The 17,086-nt window shown below is 71.4% G+C and carries 11 protein-coding genes; 2 read left to right on the forward strand and 9 right to left on the reverse strand.

What is annotated here, in order from left to right:
- Positions 1-369: 369 nt before the first annotated feature.
- Positions 370-1,125, forward strand: coding sequence for a DUF4114 domain-containing protein (locus KDM41_12885; protein ID MCB1184324.1), 756 nt, complete (start codon positions 370-372; stop codon positions 1,123-1,125).
- 259 nt (positions 1,126-1,384) lie between these two features.
- Here KDM41_12885 and KDM41_12890 read toward each other — a convergent pair whose 3' ends face one another.
- The 3 genes from KDM41_12890 to KDM41_12900 form a co-directional block, all read right to left on the reverse strand.
- Positions 1,385-4,429 carry a hypothetical protein gene (locus KDM41_12890; protein ID MCB1184325.1) on the reverse strand — a complete coding sequence of 1,015 codons (3,045 nt, stop codon included), beginning with the start codon at positions 4,427-4,429 and terminating at the stop codon, positions 1,385-1,387.
- Positions 4,430-4,561: 132 nt separating this feature from the next.
- Complete coding sequence (gene add, locus KDM41_12895) at positions 4,562-5,539, reverse strand: adenosine deaminase (protein MCB1184326.1); 978 nt, start codon at positions 5,537-5,539, stop codon at positions 4,562-4,564.
- Complete coding sequence (locus KDM41_12900; GenBank protein MCB1184327.1) at positions 5,536-7,566, reverse strand: FG-GAP repeat protein; 2,031 nt, start codon at positions 7,564-7,566, stop codon at positions 5,536-5,538. The genes add and KDM41_12900 overlap by 4 nt, the downstream gene beginning before the upstream one ends.
- A gap of 269 nt (positions 7,567-7,835) precedes the next feature.
- On the opposite strand from KDM41_12900, the gene KDM41_12905 reads away from it, so the two are divergent.
- Positions 7,836-9,320, forward strand: a complete 1,485-nt coding sequence (locus tag KDM41_12905; GenBank protein MCB1184328.1) for a peptidoglycan DD-metalloendopeptidase family protein — start codon at positions 7,836-7,838, stop codon at positions 9,318-9,320.
- Positions 9,321-9,400: 80 nt separating this feature from the next.
- On the opposite strand, the gene KDM41_12910 is transcribed toward KDM41_12905, so the two are convergent.
- From KDM41_12910 to KDM41_12935, 6 genes are all read right to left on the reverse strand, one after another.
- The gene (locus KDM41_12910; protein ID MCB1184329.1) at positions 9,401-10,912 is read right to left on the reverse strand and encodes a hypothetical protein; all 1,512 of its coding nucleotides are present in this window, start codon (positions 10,910-10,912) and stop codon (positions 9,401-9,403) included.
- A gap of 16 nt (positions 10,913-10,928) precedes the next feature.
- Positions 10,929-12,473, reverse strand: a complete 1,545-nt coding sequence (locus KDM41_12915; protein MCB1184330.1) for a DUF4340 domain-containing protein — start codon at positions 12,471-12,473, stop codon at positions 10,929-10,931.
- Positions 12,470-14,644 (reverse strand): Gldg family protein, encoded by a 2,175-nt coding sequence (locus KDM41_12920; protein MCB1184331.1) that lies wholly within the window; start codon positions 14,642-14,644, stop codon positions 12,470-12,472. Before KDM41_12920 ends, KDM41_12915 begins: the two co-directional genes overlap by 4 nt.
- Positions 14,641-15,624 (reverse strand): ATP-binding cassette domain-containing protein, encoded by a 984-nt coding sequence (locus tag KDM41_12925; protein MCB1184332.1) that lies wholly within the window; start codon positions 15,622-15,624, stop codon positions 14,641-14,643. The genes KDM41_12920 and KDM41_12925 overlap by 4 nt, the downstream gene beginning before the upstream one ends.
- 35 nt (positions 15,625-15,659) lie before the next feature.
- Complete coding sequence (locus tag KDM41_12930) at positions 15,660-16,667, reverse strand: ketoacyl-ACP synthase III (protein ID MCB1184333.1); 1,008 nt, start codon at positions 16,665-16,667, stop codon at positions 15,660-15,662.
- Between the two features lie 169 nt (positions 16,668-16,836).
- The coding region (locus tag KDM41_12935; protein MCB1184334.1) for a hypothetical protein at positions 16,837-17,086 on the reverse strand (250 nt) is incomplete at its 5' end.

Below are 17,086 nucleotides of genomic sequence, written 5' to 3' on the forward strand. Positions count from 1 at the left end.
GGGGCATGGTCGTCATCGTGGTCCACCTCTCGCGTTCGATCCGGGGAGTCGCCGGCGCGGCGGCCACGACACCCCTGCTGCCGCCGTCCCGGCGGGATGCCCGGCCCCTGGAGACTGCGAACGATACCACATGCGGCCGCGACGGCAAATGCACCCGTCGCGCCGAGAGACCGGTTCCCGTGGCTCCGCTCTCCGCTCCCCGGACCAGCGGGATCCGCGATTCCACCGACCCCGTTTCAGTTGCGCGGATTTCATGACCCTGCAAGGGGTTGCGGGGCAGCAAATCGGACAACTTTCGTACTCTTATTTGTGATATGCTGGGAGCCGCCTCACGACATGCTTGATCCCGCAGCACAGGAGGTTTGAGCGATGCCAAGACAGCTCAAGCTTTTCGCCCTACTCGCCCTCGCTCTGGTCCCTGCCTTTGCGTCCGCCTTCCCCGTGACCTGGGGAACGTCCTGGGACAACGTTTCCCTGCAGGACGTCCTGGACGCCGAATACGGCCCCGGCGCCATCGACGCCGCCACCGGCTACGAAGGCTATCTCCCCGGCGACGGTGATCCCGCCTACTGGCAGGACTTCGCCATCGACGGACTTATCGTCCGGGAGATCGCCGGCTTCTCGCCCCGCAACACCCTCGGCTGGTACGCCGAGACCCTGGGCGGTCCGCCCGTGATCGACGGCATCGACGACGGCGTCGTCTTCACCGGCGCCATGGGCGAAGGGGCCGCCACGCTCGTCACCTTCCCCGGGGGTCTGACGAGTTTCGGATTCTACCTCAATCCGAACGGCACCCAGGACGGCGGCGCCAACGCCCCCGAACCCGAGCTCTTCTTCACCAACCGCTTCTACAACGACCTCGGTCCCGACGGCTCCGGCTCGCCGCACGCCCCGTTCGACGGCGACCCCCAGTGCCTGGTCTACAACATCACGGCCCTCAAGGGAGGCGTGCCGACCTTCGTCCTCGCCTGGGAAGACCTCGACTACGGCGGACCGATCACGCCGAACTACCAGTGGTCGGCGACGGACAACGACTTCCAGGACCTGGTGGTCGAGATCCAGGCGCTTTCGCCCGTGGCCGTCGAGTCCGAGAGCTGGGGAAGCGTCAAGTCGCTGTTCCGCTAGCAGGCTGATTAGAAACTCATTCTGGTACCCGGTGCGCCTGGCCGGGCCGAGATCAAGGCGCGATTCCGCCGCCGTAGCCGTAGCTACGGCAAGGGATCGCAACGCGGAGATCGGCTTGGCCAGGCGTACCGCGTGCCGGGAGGAGTTTTTCAACAGCCTGCTAGGGTCGCGCCGCTTCGCGACAGATGCCAAAGGGGCCCGGTGCGGACCGGGCCCCTTCCGTTCGTCCCGTTCCCGGGCCGAAGCCTGGCCGGATCCCCTACCGCAGCAGCGTCAGCTTCCGCGTCAGCTGGCGGTCGATCCCCGGTCCCCGCACCGTCAGCCGCGCGAAGTACTGTCCGGCGGCCAGCTCGCGCCCCTGCTGGTCGCGGCCGTCGAAGGTGACGACGTGCGGACCGGCGTTCTCCTCGCTGCGGTGCACCCGGCGCACGCGGTAGCCCCGGACGTCGAACACCTCGAGATTCACCGTGGCGTGCGACGGGATCTCGTAGCGGAACAGCGTGGGGCCGCTGGCCGGGTTCGGCGAGGGCGGCGCGAAGCTGACGCGGGTCACGCCCGGTTCCGGGGCCGCCGAGGCGAGGTCCTCGAGGCAGTTGGCGCAGCCGGTCCGCTGCGGGTCGTAGCCGTACATGGGCCACTTCCGGCTCCCGTCCAGGTCGCCGGGGTGGCCCATGTCCACCACGACGAGCTGCGTCTGGTCGAGGAAGACGACCTCGTTGTTGCCGTCGAGGTCGATGTCGCCCGCGGCGGGGCTGAGCTCGCACTGGCCCGCCAGCGGCTTCGGCCAGCCCTCGGCCAGGGTGCCGAAGTTGTCGAACGACCAGGCCCGGAAGCCGCGCGACCCGATGACGACGCTGGCCCAGGCGTAGCTCGTCTTGTCGAGGATCGGCGCGGCGTAGTTCCACCAGCCCACCGACGTGGCGGCCGGATAGCCGGACTGCTGGACGCCGCTGGCCCAGAGCAGGTGCACCCGGTAGTCCCGCGACGCGAAGGCGAGCTCGGGCGGGGAGTTGCCGAGGTTGTTGGCCGCCACCGCGCTGGTCAGGGGCACGCCCGTGCCGTTGTCGAACGGGAAGCCCGTCACGTCGGTGCCGTCGTGGTGCATGACGTAGAGCAGGCCCTGGTTGGTCGGGGCCGCGATCTCGAGGTCGCCGTCGCCGTCGAGGTCGAACAGCGTCGGCGCGTCGCTCCACGACTCGGTGTAGAACGGCCGGTAGTAGTCGGGTCCCGACTGGTTCTTCTCCATCACGTGGAGATAGGACCAGCCCGTCCCGGCGCTCGGGCCCATCAGGGTCACGGTCTCGGTGACGCCGTCGCCGTCCACGTCGCCGATCGCCGCCGGGTGCGTGATGGGTCCGGTGAACTCCTTCACCCAGGTGTCGATCTCGCCGCGGTAGTTGATGTAGAACATGTGGTCGCCGCTGCAGGCGACGATCAGGTGCGGATAGGGCCCACCGAAATTCCCGATGGACACGTAGGTGGCCGCGCCGGTCCCCAGGTCGACGGGGAAGCCCGGCATCAGGAGGCTGTTCAGGTCGTAGGCGTAGACCTTCCCGTCGGTGGTGCCGGCGACGATGTACTGCAGCGGACCGAGGTCGAGCTGGCCCACGGCGATCGGCGCGCCCGGCGTGAGGTTGGGCACGTGCTGGGGCCAGCCGCCGGGAATGGTGCCCGTGTGCGAGTACACCTGGATCATGTCGTCGGCGGTGCCGAAGACGATCTCGCCGTACGGGTCGTAGTCGATGTTCACGATGGCCGGCGGGGAGTTCGGCGGGGCCGGCAGGTCGACCGGGAAGCCCGTCTCGTCGTCGGGGTAGCCCGGACCGCCGCGCCACTCGGCGTCGAAGAGCCGGGTCGGCTCGCCCCCGAAGTAGGCTTCGGCGAACACGACGGCGGCCTGATGGCCCCGGGAGGGGTCGAGCGCGAGGTCCTCGTAGATGAGGCTGGTCACGTCGGTGTCGTTGAAGCGTTCCGGCGGCGACCAGGTGTGCAGCGTGAACAGCGAGGACCGCGAGAGCACGATGTTCTCGTTGCCGCCGTCGAAGGCGAAGCCGGAGCCGACGAGAGTCGATGTCCCGTGGTCGATCTCGACGTTGGCGCGGAAATCCCACGGCAGATCCTGGAAGCCGTAGCCGTTCCAGTCCCGGCCCGCGGTGGTGGTCCACAGGATGTGCGGGTCGAGGGCGCCGCCGAAGCCGCCCTCGCCGTGGACGATGGCGACCGTGCTGTCCGTGGTCGATGCCGCCAGGTCCAGGCAGTCCTGGTCGATCCCGTCGGTGGTGAACTTGAGGGCCCAGATGCTGAAGTCCCAGTCCGTGTCCGCGCTGCCGTAGTTCAGGGCCCGGCGGTAGCGGACGCCGTCGTCGTGGGTGGCGCTGAGCCGACCGGTGTAGGTCCAGGCCACGTGGACGGCGCCGCCGAAGCCGTACTCGACCTTGGGGCCGTAGTACATGGCGTCGCCGTCGTGGGTCAGGGACGCGATGCGGTAGGGCGCCGACCAGGTGCTGCCGTAGTCGGTGGAGCGGGCGTACCAGATGTCGTCGCCGTTGCCGTCGAGCCCGCTGGCCACGGCGTACAGGTAGAACCCGTCGAAGCTGACGACGTCGCTGGTCATGGCGCCCGAGATGAAGCTGACGCCCGCGGACTGGAAGACGGTCCGCGTGGTCCAGGATGCCGAGGCCAGGCCCAGCTGGGAGTAGGCGACCAGCTGGTCGAAACCGGGCACCATGTACTGGACATAGAGACGGCTCACGGTGCCCTCGACGATGAGCAGCTTCACGAGGCGGGCGAAGTTGCTGCCCGAGTCGTCGCCGATCTGCCCCCACGGCGAGAAGGTGGTGCCGCCGTCGGTCGAGCGCAGGATCACCACGTGTTCGGCCCAGGTGACGGTGCTCGAGTCGCCCGTGTAGGCGTAGTAGATGTCGCCGTTCTCGGCGATGGCGAGGTCGCCGCTCCACATGTAGTCCGAGGGGTGGTCGGCGAAGAGCACGTCGTCGCCGCCGATGTCGCCCAGGGACTTGAGCGCGTTGGCGACGTAGCGCTTCTCCTGCGCGTCGAACTCGCGGACCCGGTCGCCGCCCGGGCGGGTGCCGTCGCGGGGATCGTCCGCGGCGCGCCGGACGGTGCCGACGTCGCGCGGCGTGCCGGCGATCACCTCCACCGGGCGCAGCATGTCGGACGGCCCCTGGAACGAGGTCGGCATGGCAAAGACAGGGCGTTCCCCGACGGCGAAGGCCGGCTGGACGAGGACCCCGGCGGCGAGCGCCAGCACGATGGCGAGCATGATTCTGGACTGCGTTTTCATGGGCACCCTCCCGGATCCCGGTGGCCACAGGGACGAAACGACCGCCCCATTTTTGCACAATCGGAACATCGGGACAACGGAAAATAGGGACCGGATTCGTCCGTAATGACCATCCGCAGCCCGGAAACGGGCTCAGGCGCCCGGGACGGGAGGGTCGAAGGCGGCCCGGGCGGCCGCCCGCCGCATGCGGGTCGCCTGCTCCGGCGTGAGGCCGAGCTCCGCGGCGGCCCGGCCGTACTCGCCGGCGAGGGTCAGGCCGAACAGGGTGCGGTCGTCCGTGTTCAGGGCGCAGGGCACGCCGGCGGCGAGGAACGCCGCGAGGGGGAAGTCGGCGAAGCGCTCGACGCCGCCGGTCAGGACATTCGAGCCGGGACAGAGTTCGACGAAGATCCCCCGCTCCGCCAGCTCCGCCAGCAGGTCGGGGCGGCGGGCGGCGGCCAGGCCGTGTCCGATGCGATCGGCGCCGCACAGGTCGATGGCCTGCCGGATCGAATCGAGGGCCCGCGGCCCCATGGCCGGCAGTTCGCCCGCGTGGATCGACACCCCCAGGCCTTCGGCCTTCACCTCGGCGAAGAGGGCGGCGAAGTCGCCGGCGGGGCCGGCCGCCTCGTCGCCGCCGAGGCCGAAGCCCACCACCCCGAGGGCGCGTCCGGCCTGTCCGGCTTTCTCCCACGCCCGCCAGGCCAGCTTGCGGTCGAGCTGGCGCACCGCGTCGGGCAGCCAGCGCAGGCGCACGCCATGGGTCTCCTCCACCTCGCAGGCGGCCTCGTGCAGGGCGGTCTGGATGGGCAGGGGATCGCGTTCCCGGATCAGCAGCACGCCGTAGGACACGCTCACTTCGGCGTAGACGACGTCGTCGGCGGCCAGCTGCGCGCCCAGGTCGAGGGCCAGGGCGTGGAAATCCGCCGCGTCGCGCATGACGCTCGTGGCCGTCTTGTACAGATCGAGAAATCCGGCGAAGCCCCGGAACGCGAACTCCCGACCGCTGTCGTCGAGACAGGCGGCCGGGAGTTCGGGATGGCCGTACTTCTCCGCCAGGGCGATCAGGCGCCGGGGCGTGACCGAGCCTTCGAGATGCGTGTGCAGCTCGACCCGGCCCGGGGCGGTCATCGGGCCAGGACCACGCGCGCGGTCCGGCGTTCGACGCCGTCGCTGACCCGGATCAGATAGACGCCCGACGGGGCGGCCCGGCCGTCGTCGGTGTCGCCGCGCCAGGTGAGTTCCTGCCAGGCGCCCGTGCCCGCCGCGGCGTGCAGGCGGCGCACGACGTGACCGCGCACGTCGACGATCTGCACCGCCGCGGTCCGGTCGACGGGGGCGCGGAAGCGGATCTGCACCGCCGGATTGGCCGGATTCGGCCAGGCCGGCTGCAGGGCCAGGGCCACCGGGGACACCGCGGGCCGCGCGCCCGGACCGGCCGGGGCCGCGAGCCGGAATTCCTGGCCGTCGTCGGTGCGGGCCACGAGCCCGTAGCCCGGGGCGTCGGCGGCGCCCGGGGCGTCGCGGTACACGTAGCCGGTGCCGGTGCGGTAGAGCACCCCCACCGCGCCCGCATCGCCGGCCAGGGCGGCCCCCTGCCACACCGTCTCGTCACCGGCGCCGGTGCGCCGGACCAGATCGATCCCCACGAGGCGATCCGGGGCCACCGCGAGGTCGAATTCCAGGCGCACGACGTCGGCGTCGCGCCAGGCGGCCTTCCAGTTGCGCAGCAGGGCGGGCACCGGCCACAGGTCGTCGGTCGAATGCTCGAGGAAGACGAAGCCGGCGGGCGCGTTGCTCGAACCGATGTTGCCGGCCGGCGCGCACACGGCGAAGTCGGGCAGGCCGTCCCCGTCGAAGTCGCCGGCGCCGGTCACCCAGGCGCCGAAGTGGTCGCCGGCCGAGTTGCCGGGGTTGATGCCCGGGTTGGTCAACGTCGCCAGGCTGCTGGAACCCGTGGCCCCGGAGCCGCCCTCGTAGATGTAGGCGCGTCCGGCCTCGCTGGCGTCGAGGCTCACCAGGGGGGCGCCGATGATCAGGTCGTCGCGGCTGGTGCCGCTGTAGTCGCCGATGCGGTCGAGGCAGGCACCGAAATGGCCGCCGGCATTCTGGCCGTTGATGGCGTGGTCGGCGGTGGTGCCCGGCGTCGGATCGCCGTAGAAGATCTCGACGCGACCGGCTTCCGAGCCGGCCTCGCTGCAGCGGGGCGCCCCCACCACGAGGTCGTCGTAGGCGTCGCCGTCGAGGTTGCCGCCGTTGCGCACGCAGGTGCCGAAGGCCGCGCCGGCCTTGGACGCCGCGCTGATGCCGGCCACCCAGTCGACGCCCGCGTCGGGCGTGGCGTCGCCCTCGTACACGTAAACCGCGCCGGCGTTGAGGCCGCCATGGGTGTTGTTCCCGGGGGCGCCCACGGCCACGCAGTCGTCGGCGCCGAGGAAGTCGCCGGCGTCGCTCACCGACCAGCCGAAATAGTCGTCGGCGATCTCGCCGGTCAGCACCGTGGCGTCGGCCAGGTCGGTGCTGATGCCGCCGCTGCGACCGTAGATGATGTAGGCCGCGCCGGCGTCGATGCCCGTCAGGTCGCTGTAGGGAGCGCCGACGATGAAGTCGTCGCGGTTGTCGCCGTCGAAGTCGCCGGCCTTGCTGATGCTGAAGCCGAAGTTGTCGCCGCCGGTGGCGCCGTCGATGATCGCGTCGGGCGAGGTCCCCGGTCCGGACTCGCCGTAGAAAACGAACACCCGGCCCGAACCGGCGCCGCCGGCGTTCGAGCGGGGGGCGCCGATGGCGAAGTCGGGGCGGCCGCCGCCGTTGACATCGCCGATCGCGGCCACGGCGAAGCCGAACTCGGCGGGCGAGTTGCCGTTCCAGATGCGGTCCGGCGCGCGCAGCACGTGGGGCCCGCCGAACCAGAAGAAGGCCTGGCCGGCGTTCAGACCGGTGGTGTCGCTGTTGGCCACACCGATCAGGAACTCGTCGTAGCCGTCGCCGTTGATGTCGGGCACGGCGGTGGCCGACTGGCCGAAATTGTCGCCGGTGACGCCGAAGGGATCGAACCAGTAGCTCTGGCCGTAGGCGGGAACTACGCCCCCGGTCAGGACGCCCAACAGGATGACGAGGAAGAACCCGGCACGGCAGTTGCAACAGGTAGGTCCAGACAACGTTTTACCTCCGATATCTTTCGGAATGCCCACCAGGGGATAACGAACTATCAAAAAATAGTTCCCCGATCGGGCAATCCGCAATGGTTCGCGGCGTGGGCCTGCTCAATGATACCACGCCGGGAGGGTCGAGTGACACCGGCATCTGCGGAGATCGCATCAGAAAGCTCTTGCCTCTCGACGGCTATGTGTCGCATTTTGGCGCGGATAGGAGATCCCATCCCCCGTCGCCGCACAGAAAGGGCGATCCCCTGAACACTCCCGATCCCATGGAGGCGACGCCGCAGGCGGCGCAGAGCAAGATCCGGCCCCCCCGCGGCGGTACCCGGTGGCTGGTGCCCGCGACGGCGGTGACGGGACTGGTGCTGGTCGCGGTCGGCGTGGCGCTGCTGACGCCCCGCGGCGAGTCGCCCCTGGCCGAGGATGGCCGCGGCGGGCCGGCCGAGGCGCCCATCACCCGCAGTCTCGCCGGGTCCGGCGACCTCCCGCTGACCCGGGACGGCAGCAGCGTCCGCCGCACGGACGAATACCTGCCGACCAACGAACTCGGACCCGTCTTCCGTCCGGAGATCGGCCCGGTCGAGATGACCATCGGCCGCAACCAGACCTTCTACGAGGCTCTCGCCGCCCGCGGCGTCGCCCACGACGACATCATGACCATCGTCGAGGTGAGTCGCGAATTCCGCGACCTGCGCAAGGTCCGCGCCGGGGAGACCTTCCGCATCGAGACCACGGCCGACGGCGGCCTCGAATCGCTCGGCTACGACCTCGACCTCGAGAGCCACGTGACGTGGACGCGCGACGGCGACACCTACGCGCGGGTCGACGGGACCTATCCGGTCGAGCGCATCCTCAAGGGCGTCAGCGGGCGCATCGACGAGAGTCTCTACGCCAGCCTGCAGGCCATCGACGCACCGCTCTCCCTGGCCCCCAAGATGAGCGACATCATGGGCTGGGACATCGACTTCAAGCGCGACCTGCGTCAGGGCGACACCTTCCGGGTCGTGTACGAGGAGTTGTGGAAGGACGGCGCGCTGGTGCGGACGGGCGAGATCAAGGCCCTCGAGATCGTGAACAAGGGCAAGCCCCACACGGCCTTCCTCTTCACCGAGGGCGACCACCCCCACTACTACGACGCCGACGGCCGCAACATGCAGAAGCAGCTGCTGCGCGCCCCGCTGAACTACTCGCGCATCAGCGACGGCTTCACCAACCGGCGTTTCCATCCGGTGCTCAAGAAGTGGATGCCGCACCTCGGCGTCGACTACGCCGCGCCCCTCGGCACGCCCGTGCGCGCCGGCGGCGACGGGGTCGTGGTCGAGGCGACCAGCAAGAAGGGCAATGGCCGCTACATCCGCGTGCGGCACACCAACAGCGAGTACGAGACCTTCTACCTGCACCTGTCGGGCTTCGCCAAGGGCGTCCGGCAGGGAACGCGGGTGAATCAGGGCCAGATCATCGGCTACGTGGGCGCCACCGGCTACGCCACCGGCCCCCACCTCGACTACCGCGTCAAGCGCAACGGCAAGTTCGTCAACCCGCGCACGCTGAAGCTCCCCGCGGCGGCGCCGGTGCCGGCCGAACTCGCCGAACGATTCGCCGCCCTGTCCGTCCAGTACCGCGAGGCCCTCGACGGGATCCCGGTCGGCGAGTCGGTGGCCCTCGGCCCGGTGCACGTGTGGTCGCCGCCCGCGTGGGACCGCGACGCCTACGCCCAGAGCCTCGGCTCGGTGCGGGCCCGACCCGACATGTAGTCCGGCGCTCCAACGCGGCCGCGGCAGACGAAGGCCCACCCCCCGCGGGTGGGCCTTCCTTTTCGCGGCGCGGCCGCAGCTCAGGGGTTGCGCCGCAGGATCGCGCGCCAGCGCTCGGCCGCGAAGAGGTCGTCGCCGCGGGTGATCAACGCGATGTCGCGGGCGAGGGCCTGGCGGTCCGGGTCGTCCAGGACCACCGGCGCCCCCGCGGCCAGGGACGCCAGGTAGGCCGGCGGCACCGGGCGCGGGAAGTGGCCGATGCGCCAGGCGGGATCGCACGGCAGGCGGGCCAGGAAGGGATCCGACAGGGCCAGGGGGTCGATGATGAGCGGGTCCGGGCCCGCCGCCCAGCCGAGCACGCCGATGTTCGGCGCCACGACCGGTCCGCCCGAACCGCCGCGCAGGGCCTCCCCCTCTTCGCGCCAGACCAGATCGGGGAAGGGGCGCTGCGCCCGCCGCGCCGCCGCCCAGCGCCACACCGAAAGCGCATCGGCGTAGACGGCGCGCTCGTCGGCGATGCCGAGACGGATCAGCGACGAGCCCCCGTGCACCGGCTTGTTCACCGGCGTCCACGGGAACAACCCGACGTAGAGGATCAGCCCGGACCAGAGCGCCCGGCGTCGCACGAGGTCGGCGCCCCGCGCCGCGATCGCCACCGCCGCCGCGACGAGGAAGATCCCGGCCAGGAAGCGGCCCTGCATGAAATCGCCCCCCACACGGACCACGTAGGCCAGTTGCAGGAGCACCGCGACCAGCCACGGCCATTCCCCGCGTTCGCGGCGCGCCCACCAGACGAAGCCCCCGAGGCCGGCCACGACGAGGGCGTCCCAGCCCGCCGTGTGCAGCACGTAGCGCACGCCCTGCCGGACGAGGACGAAGGCGGAGATGCCGGTGTCGAGCTTGGCGTAGGCGGTGTTGGGCAGGGGGAAGCCGTACCAGATGGTGGCGAAGACGCTCCAGGCCGCCAGCGGCCCGAAGGCCAGGGCGAGCAGTCCGGCCAGGCGCCGTCCCGCCAAGGGGCGCTGCCGCCAGAGCGCCGCCGCGAAGGGCGGCCCGACGAGGAAGACGTGATCGAGGCGGGTCACGAGGACGAGGCCCACGACCAGGGCCAGTCCGGTCAGCGCGGCGCCGCCCCGGGGGCCCGGCAGGCGGCTGCGCCGTTCGGCCAGGACGGTCAGGGCCAGAAGCAGGTAAAGAAGCCCCGACTCGAGTCCCGAGGCGGTGTAGTCGAGGACCGCGTTGGCACCGGCGAGACCGAGCACCAGGAGCAGGAAACGCCCCGGCGAGCCGGCCAGCCGCCGCAGGGCGAGCAGGGTGCCGGCCCAGGCGAGGGCGCCCAGGCCGAGAGCGATGCCGAAGAGGTCGCCGCCGCAGCAGCGGCCCAGGGCGAGCAGGCCGAACCAGAGCGGGCTCGTGAAGACCTGCACCCGCTCGTGGGGGTTCCAGACGGGGCCGTGTCCGGCGAAGAGCTGCTCGACCGAGCGGAAGACGATGTAGGCGTCCTCGCCCACCCAGGCCAGCTTGAGGTAGAGGGCGGCGGCGAGCGACGCGGCCAGGAGGGTCCAGGGCGAGAGGGCGCGCAGTCGTTCCATGGTCCCCCGCCCCCGCTCAGGGGGAATCCGGTGCCCGCACCTCGAGCGCGAGGTTGCGCGCGGTGACGATCAGGGTCGCCGGGACCTGCAGCAGCCGCCCGGTGGCCGGCTCCCACAGGGCCGCGGCCGGCGCGCCGTCGGACGTGCGGACCGGTGCGGCTCCGGCGGGCAGCCGCGCGGGCACGAGCTGGCCCACCTCCCAGGCCCTGGAGCGGCCGTCGTCCCATTCGACCTCGACGCGCACCCGCCCGGCCGTCGCGAGCACCGCGGCGTCGTCGGTCGGCGGCAGCACCGCCAGGATCGGCTGCCGGTTCAGGTCGATGACGAGATCCTGGGCGACGCCCTCGAGGTCGTCGCGCGCGGGCGGGGTGCCCGGCGCCGATGCGGTGAGTCGCCAGGCCCGCCGTCCCTCGCCGGTCAGCGCGGCGCCGGTGCGGGCGGCCGCCAGCAGCAGCTGCCCTTCGCGGAAGAAACGCAGGCGATCGGCATGGCGCACGACCTCGGTCACGGCGTCGTCGAGGACGAGGTCGGACAGGGCTCCGGTCGCCACCTTGCTGGCGACCTCGTCGGTCAGCAGCACGTTGCCGCGACGCAGCACCGGCACCCGGTCGATCTCCACCGGCGGGCCGAAAACCAGGGTGAACTCGTCGCGCACCGGGGCCCCCGGATCCGGGTTCAGGCCCTCGCCGCGCAGGGTGACCACGCGCCAGGGCGGATCGAGCTGCCAGGCCTCCAGGCGCCGGGCGGCGTCGCGCGGCGGCAGGATGTCGCGCACGATCGTCTCGCCCACCTCGCTCATGAGCCGCTCGAGCAGATCGCCGTCGGCCATGATCCAGACCGCCCCGTCGGCGTGGCGGGTGCGGTCGGCGTAGGCCGCCTGATAGGCCTGCACCACCGGCGTCATGGCCGCCAGCGAGGTGCTGCGACGCGCCGCGTCCAGGCGCAGCCACCAGGCGCCGTCGGCGCGGGCGAAGCGGTGGGTGGCTTCGCCCCGCACGAGGTCGATCTCCTCGACGTCGGCGCGGGCGAACGCCGGCAGCAGCGTCCGGGCCTGCACCGACACGGGCAGCGTGTTCAACCGGTCGCGCACCGCGCCCGCCACCGGGAAGCAGCGGTCGCGGCCGGCGCCGCTGGCGTAGTAGTTGCCGGTGACGGGATTCACCGTGCCGATGGCCAGCCCCAGATCCTCGCCCCCGCCCAGGTAGAGCCGCACCCGGATCGCGTCGGGGCCATTGAACTCGTAGCGGCGATCCTCCCGCTCGGTGCCGGGCAGGATGGCCCCCGCCCGCGCGGCGACCAGGTCGGCCACGAGGGCGTTCATGGCCGTCTGGTCCACGTAGTCGCCGATGGCGCCGCCGAGGGTCCAGGTGCCCCCGGGCAGCCGGTCGAAGCGGTACTGCAGACCGCCCCGGGTGACGAGGACCCCCTCGATCCGGTCCGGATCGGTGGCGAAGAGCGGCCCACCGAGGGTCAGGTCGACGGTGTCGCGCCGGCCCAGCAGGACGAGTCCGGCCACCGCCGCCAGGGCCACCACGCCGAGGATCAGGATCAGGCGCTTCATGCGGCGCTCCGTCCCGTGCCGCCGCCGTCGCGGCGGCGGTGGCGCAGGCGCAGACCGAGGGCCAGACTGCCCACCAGCAGCGGCCAGCCGAGCACGGCGCCGACGCCGAGGACGTCCTTGGTCGTCTTGTCCAGCACGATGGGCTGGCTCAGGGGGTCCCGGCCGCGGAGGTTGATCAGGCCCTCCTCGCGGGCCAGCCAGCCGACGGCGTTGAGCAGCAGGTCGCTGTTCGCCATGAGGCGCACCGTGGCGTTGTTGAGGAACTCGGAATTGCCGATCACCACGAAGCGTCCCGGTCGCGCCGGATCGGGTCCCAGGCTGACCTCCATCAGCATGCCGAAGGCCAGGGGGCCCTTGCGGTCGACGTCGCGGTCGAAGCGGGGATCGCCGGCGACGCGGTGCGCGGGGTTGGTCTCGGCCCAGGTCTTGTCCGAGCTCTTGAGGATGATGGCGCCGACGATGGTGCTGTCGGCCTCGCCGACCAGGTCGAGGGGCTGCACCATGGGGAAGACCGTGGGCACGCCCTGCAGGCTGCGCACGGCCTGGTGGTCGCCGTAGCCGTCGGAGACGATGATCGTGCGCGCGCCTACGCCGCGCTGGTTGCCCACGCGTTCGATGTCGACCAGCACGTCGTTGGTCAGGCCCACGCGCCACCTGGCCATCCAGGCGACCCAGCCCGCCGGCGTGCCGGGATCGAAGAGGGCCATGATCGCGCCGCCCCGGCCGAGGAAGTCCTCGAGCACCCGCAGTTCCGCCGCCTCGGGCTCGAGGCGCGGGCCGGCGATCAGCAGCACGTCGCAGAAGTCGGGCACGGCGCCGAGCCCCTCGAGGGAGAGCGGCAGCACGTCGTAGCCCTGGTCGAAGAGGAGCTGGGCCGTGTTCGAGTAGCCGCCCCGGTCGTCGCTGTCGATGCGGTGCTCGCCGTGTCCGGTCAGCACGCAGATGCGCGCCAGCTTGCCCGACGCCAGCCGGTAGACGGCGCTGATCAGGGCGCTCTCCTCCGGCTGCAGCAGGGAGGTCGAGCGCTCGCCGGCCTCGACGACCACGGTGCGCGCCGCGTTCACGTTGTACTTCTTCACCAGCTCGAGGTCGACCTCCGGATCGATGATCTCGTAGCGGAACTGGCGCGAGCGCTGGGCGCAGGCCTTGAGCAGGGCCTCGGTGATGTCACGGGCCGGATCGAGACGCTGGTAGAAGGCGTAGACCTGCACGACCTCGGCCGTGCCGCCCTGCGCCAGGGTGCCGCCCAGGTCGGCCAGGATCTGGTTGGTCTGGGGCGCGAGGCTGTAGCGCTTGTTGCCGGTCAGGTCCCAGGTCTGCGGCGCGAGCAGCGCCATGAGGTAGATCGCCACGGCGATGACGGTCGCGAAGACGGAAACCGCCCAGCCGGCCAGGCGGCGGCCGACGGGCGCCCGGCGTCCGGCCAGCACGGTGGCGGCCATGACCAGGGGCACCGCGGTCATCAGCATGAAGTAGAGCACGTCACGCGAATCGACGACGCCGCGGCTGAAGCGCTCGAAGTGGGTCAGGGACGAGAGCTCGCCGACGATGCGGCCCACCGCCCCCGGCAGGAAGCGCTCGAGCGCCCCGACGATGAACAGCAGCAGCGACCACACGAAGGCCAGGAAGTAGGCCACCATCTGGTGGCTGAAGAGGGCCGAGGCGAGGACGCCCCAGCCCAGCAGCATGGCGGCGAAGAGCAGCTCGCCCAGCAGGGCGGCGACGGCGGGGCCAGGCTCGGGCGAACCCAGGAACCAGGTCACCCCGATGTAGGCGGCGCCGCACAGCAGCATGATCCCTACCGACACGAGCCCCGACAGCCACTTGCCGGCCACCCAGACGCCGTCGCGCACGGGCCAGCTGGCCAGCAGATCGAAGCGGCCGCTGCGGAACTCGGGCGCGAAGAGCCGCATGGACAGGGCCGGCACCAGGAACATGAGGAAGAAGACCGTATTGGAGACGAGGGGCCGGAAGATGCCCTCGGCCACGTTCACGTAGTTCCCGGTGCGCGCGCTCTGCAGCGCCGCCAGCGACATGTCGCTGTAGCCGTAGATGAAGATCGTGAAGAAGAGACCCACCGCGACGAGGAACCCGGTCAGGACGACGGGCGCCATGGCGCTGTGGAAGAAGGCCCCCACCTCGCGGCCGACGATGGCCCGGAGCTGCCTCATGGGCGGTCCTCCCCCGCATCGTCGCCGGACGGCGGCGGCGCATCGGGCACGGCGCCGGTGAGCTTGAGGAAGAGGTCCTCGAGGCTGGGCCCCTTGTCCTGGATGTTCTGCAGCAGCCCGCCCGCCGCGAGCACCGACTCGACGAGCTTCGGCCGGATCTCCACCGGGTTGCCGCCGATGACGACCTCGGCGCCCGTCGCGGTCACGGTGACCTCGTCGACCCCGGCCACGCGGGCCAGGGAGGCGGCCACCTCGGCCCGCTGCCCGTCCCAGTTCAGCACCACCGTATGGCTCGCCAGGCCCACCGCCAGGGGGTCGGCGCCGGCGAGGCCATCGGCCGTCTGCTCGCCCACCAGGCGCCCCTTGTCGAGAATGAGCACGCGGGCGCAGATGGCGCTCACCTCGGGCAGGATGTGGCTGCTGAGAAGCACCGTCCGCTGGCCGCGGAAGCTCCTGATGAGCTCGCGGATGCCGACGATCTGGTGGGGGTCCAGGCCGCTGGTGGGCTCGTCGAGGATGAGCACCGCCGGATCGCCGACGAGGGCCTGGGCCAGGCCGACCCGCTTGCGGTAGCCGTGGCTCAGGGCGCCCACGAGCTTGCCCCGCACGTCGCCCAGGCCGCAGCGTTCGACCAGGTCGGCCAGGTGCCGGGCCTTGTCGGTCGCCGCCACGCCCTTGATCTCGGCCACGAAGTCGAGGTAGGCGGCCACGGTGCCGTCGGTGTAGAGCGCCACGTGCTCGGGCATAAAGCCCACGTGGCGCCGCGCCGCCAGGGCGTCGGCCACCACGTCGTGGCCGGCGATGCGGGCCGTGCCGGCGGTGGGCGCGAGCCCGCCGGTGAGGATCTTCATGGTCGTCGACTTGCCCGCCCCGTTGGGACCGAGGAAACCGACGACTTCGCCCCGCGCGATCTCGAAGGAGAGATCCTGCAGGGCGACGGTCGTCCCGTAGTGGCGTGTCAATCCGTTGACTGTGATCATCGGCGTCGAGTCTCCGCTCCGCGCAGATGGGGTGCCTAGGGCGCGGTCCAGCGCAGCAGCGCCGAACCCCAGGTGAAGCCGGCGCCGAAGGCGCACAGCACGACCAGGTCGCCCTCCTTCAGCCGTCCGTCCTCGTAGGCGACCCGCAGGGCCGACGGGATGCTCGCCGCCGTGGTGTTGCCGAAGCGGTCGATGGTGATGGCCACCTGGTCGTCGCGCAGGCCGACGCGCGCCTGGGCCGCCTCGATGATGCGGATGTTCGCCTGGTGCGGCACGAAGAGCGCCACGTCGTCGCCCGTGAAGCCGTTGCGCTCGACGATCTCCGCCGTGGCGCCGGCCATGCCCTTGACCGCGTACTTGTAGACGTCGCGGCCCTCCTGGTAGACGTAGTGCATGCGGTCGGCGAGGGTCTGGCTCGACGGCGGGTTGAGGCTGCCGCCGCCCTTCTGGTGCAGGTGCTTCACGCCGACGCCGTCGACGTGGTTCTGGGCGTCGAGGATGCCGCCCCGCGCCGGATCGATGCGCTCGACCACCACCGCGCCGGCGCCGTCGCCGAACAGGATGCAGGTGTTGCGGTCCTCGTAGTCGACGATCGCCGACATGATCTCGCTGCCGATGACCAGCACCTTCTCGGCGTGGCCGGCCTCGATCTGGGCCCGCGCGTTCTGCAGGGCGAAGAGGAATCCGCTGCAGGCGCCCTCGAGGTCGAAGCCCCAGGCCTTCTTCGCCCCGATCATGTCCTGGATGATGCAGGCCGTGGCCGGGAAGATCATGTCCGGCGTGACCGTCGGCACGATGATCAGGTCCACGTCCTCGGCCGCGACGCCGGCGTGCGCGAGGGCCTGCTGGGCCGCCTTGGCCCCGTGCACCGAGGCCCCGGTGCCCTTGGGGGCGATGCGCCGCTCCTTGATGCCGGTGCGCTCGACGATCCACTGGTCGTCGGTCTCGACCATCTTCTCGAGATCGGCGTTGGTGAGGCGTTTCTCGGGAAAACTCATGCCCACGCCGGTGATGCCGGCGGTCTGTAGCGTCCTTGCGGCCATGGTTCAGGCTCCAGGGTTTGGCGGGAAGGCGGCGGCCCCTCGGCTCCCCGTCGGGAGGAACCGGACCGTTGGCCAAAAACGGCCCCCGCGGCCGCGCTCTGGCGGGCGCCGCACCGGGCCGGTCAGCGACGGGTTGACCGGGTCAAGTTAGGCCATTATGGGAAGGGGATCAACAAGGGATTGGCCGTTGCGGGGCCGGTGCGACCGCCCCGCGGGCGTCCCGTTCGTCGGCCGGCGCGAAGTCGACCACGCCGAGGGCGACGAGCCGCGGCAGGTGGCGCCGCACCCATGCGGTCCCGAGACCTTCGGCCAGGCGGGCCGGCGTGAGCGGGGCGCAGCGGGCGATCCGGCCGAGGTCGGCGGTCGTCAGGCCACAGGCGGCGTAGAAGCAGTGGCCCGCCACGTCCTCAAGCATGTCG

It is taken from the genome of bacterium (assembly GCA_020440705.1).
Taxonomy (GTDB): Bacteria; Krumholzibacteriota; Krumholzibacteriia; order LZORAL124-64-63; family LZORAL124-64-63; genus JAGRNP01.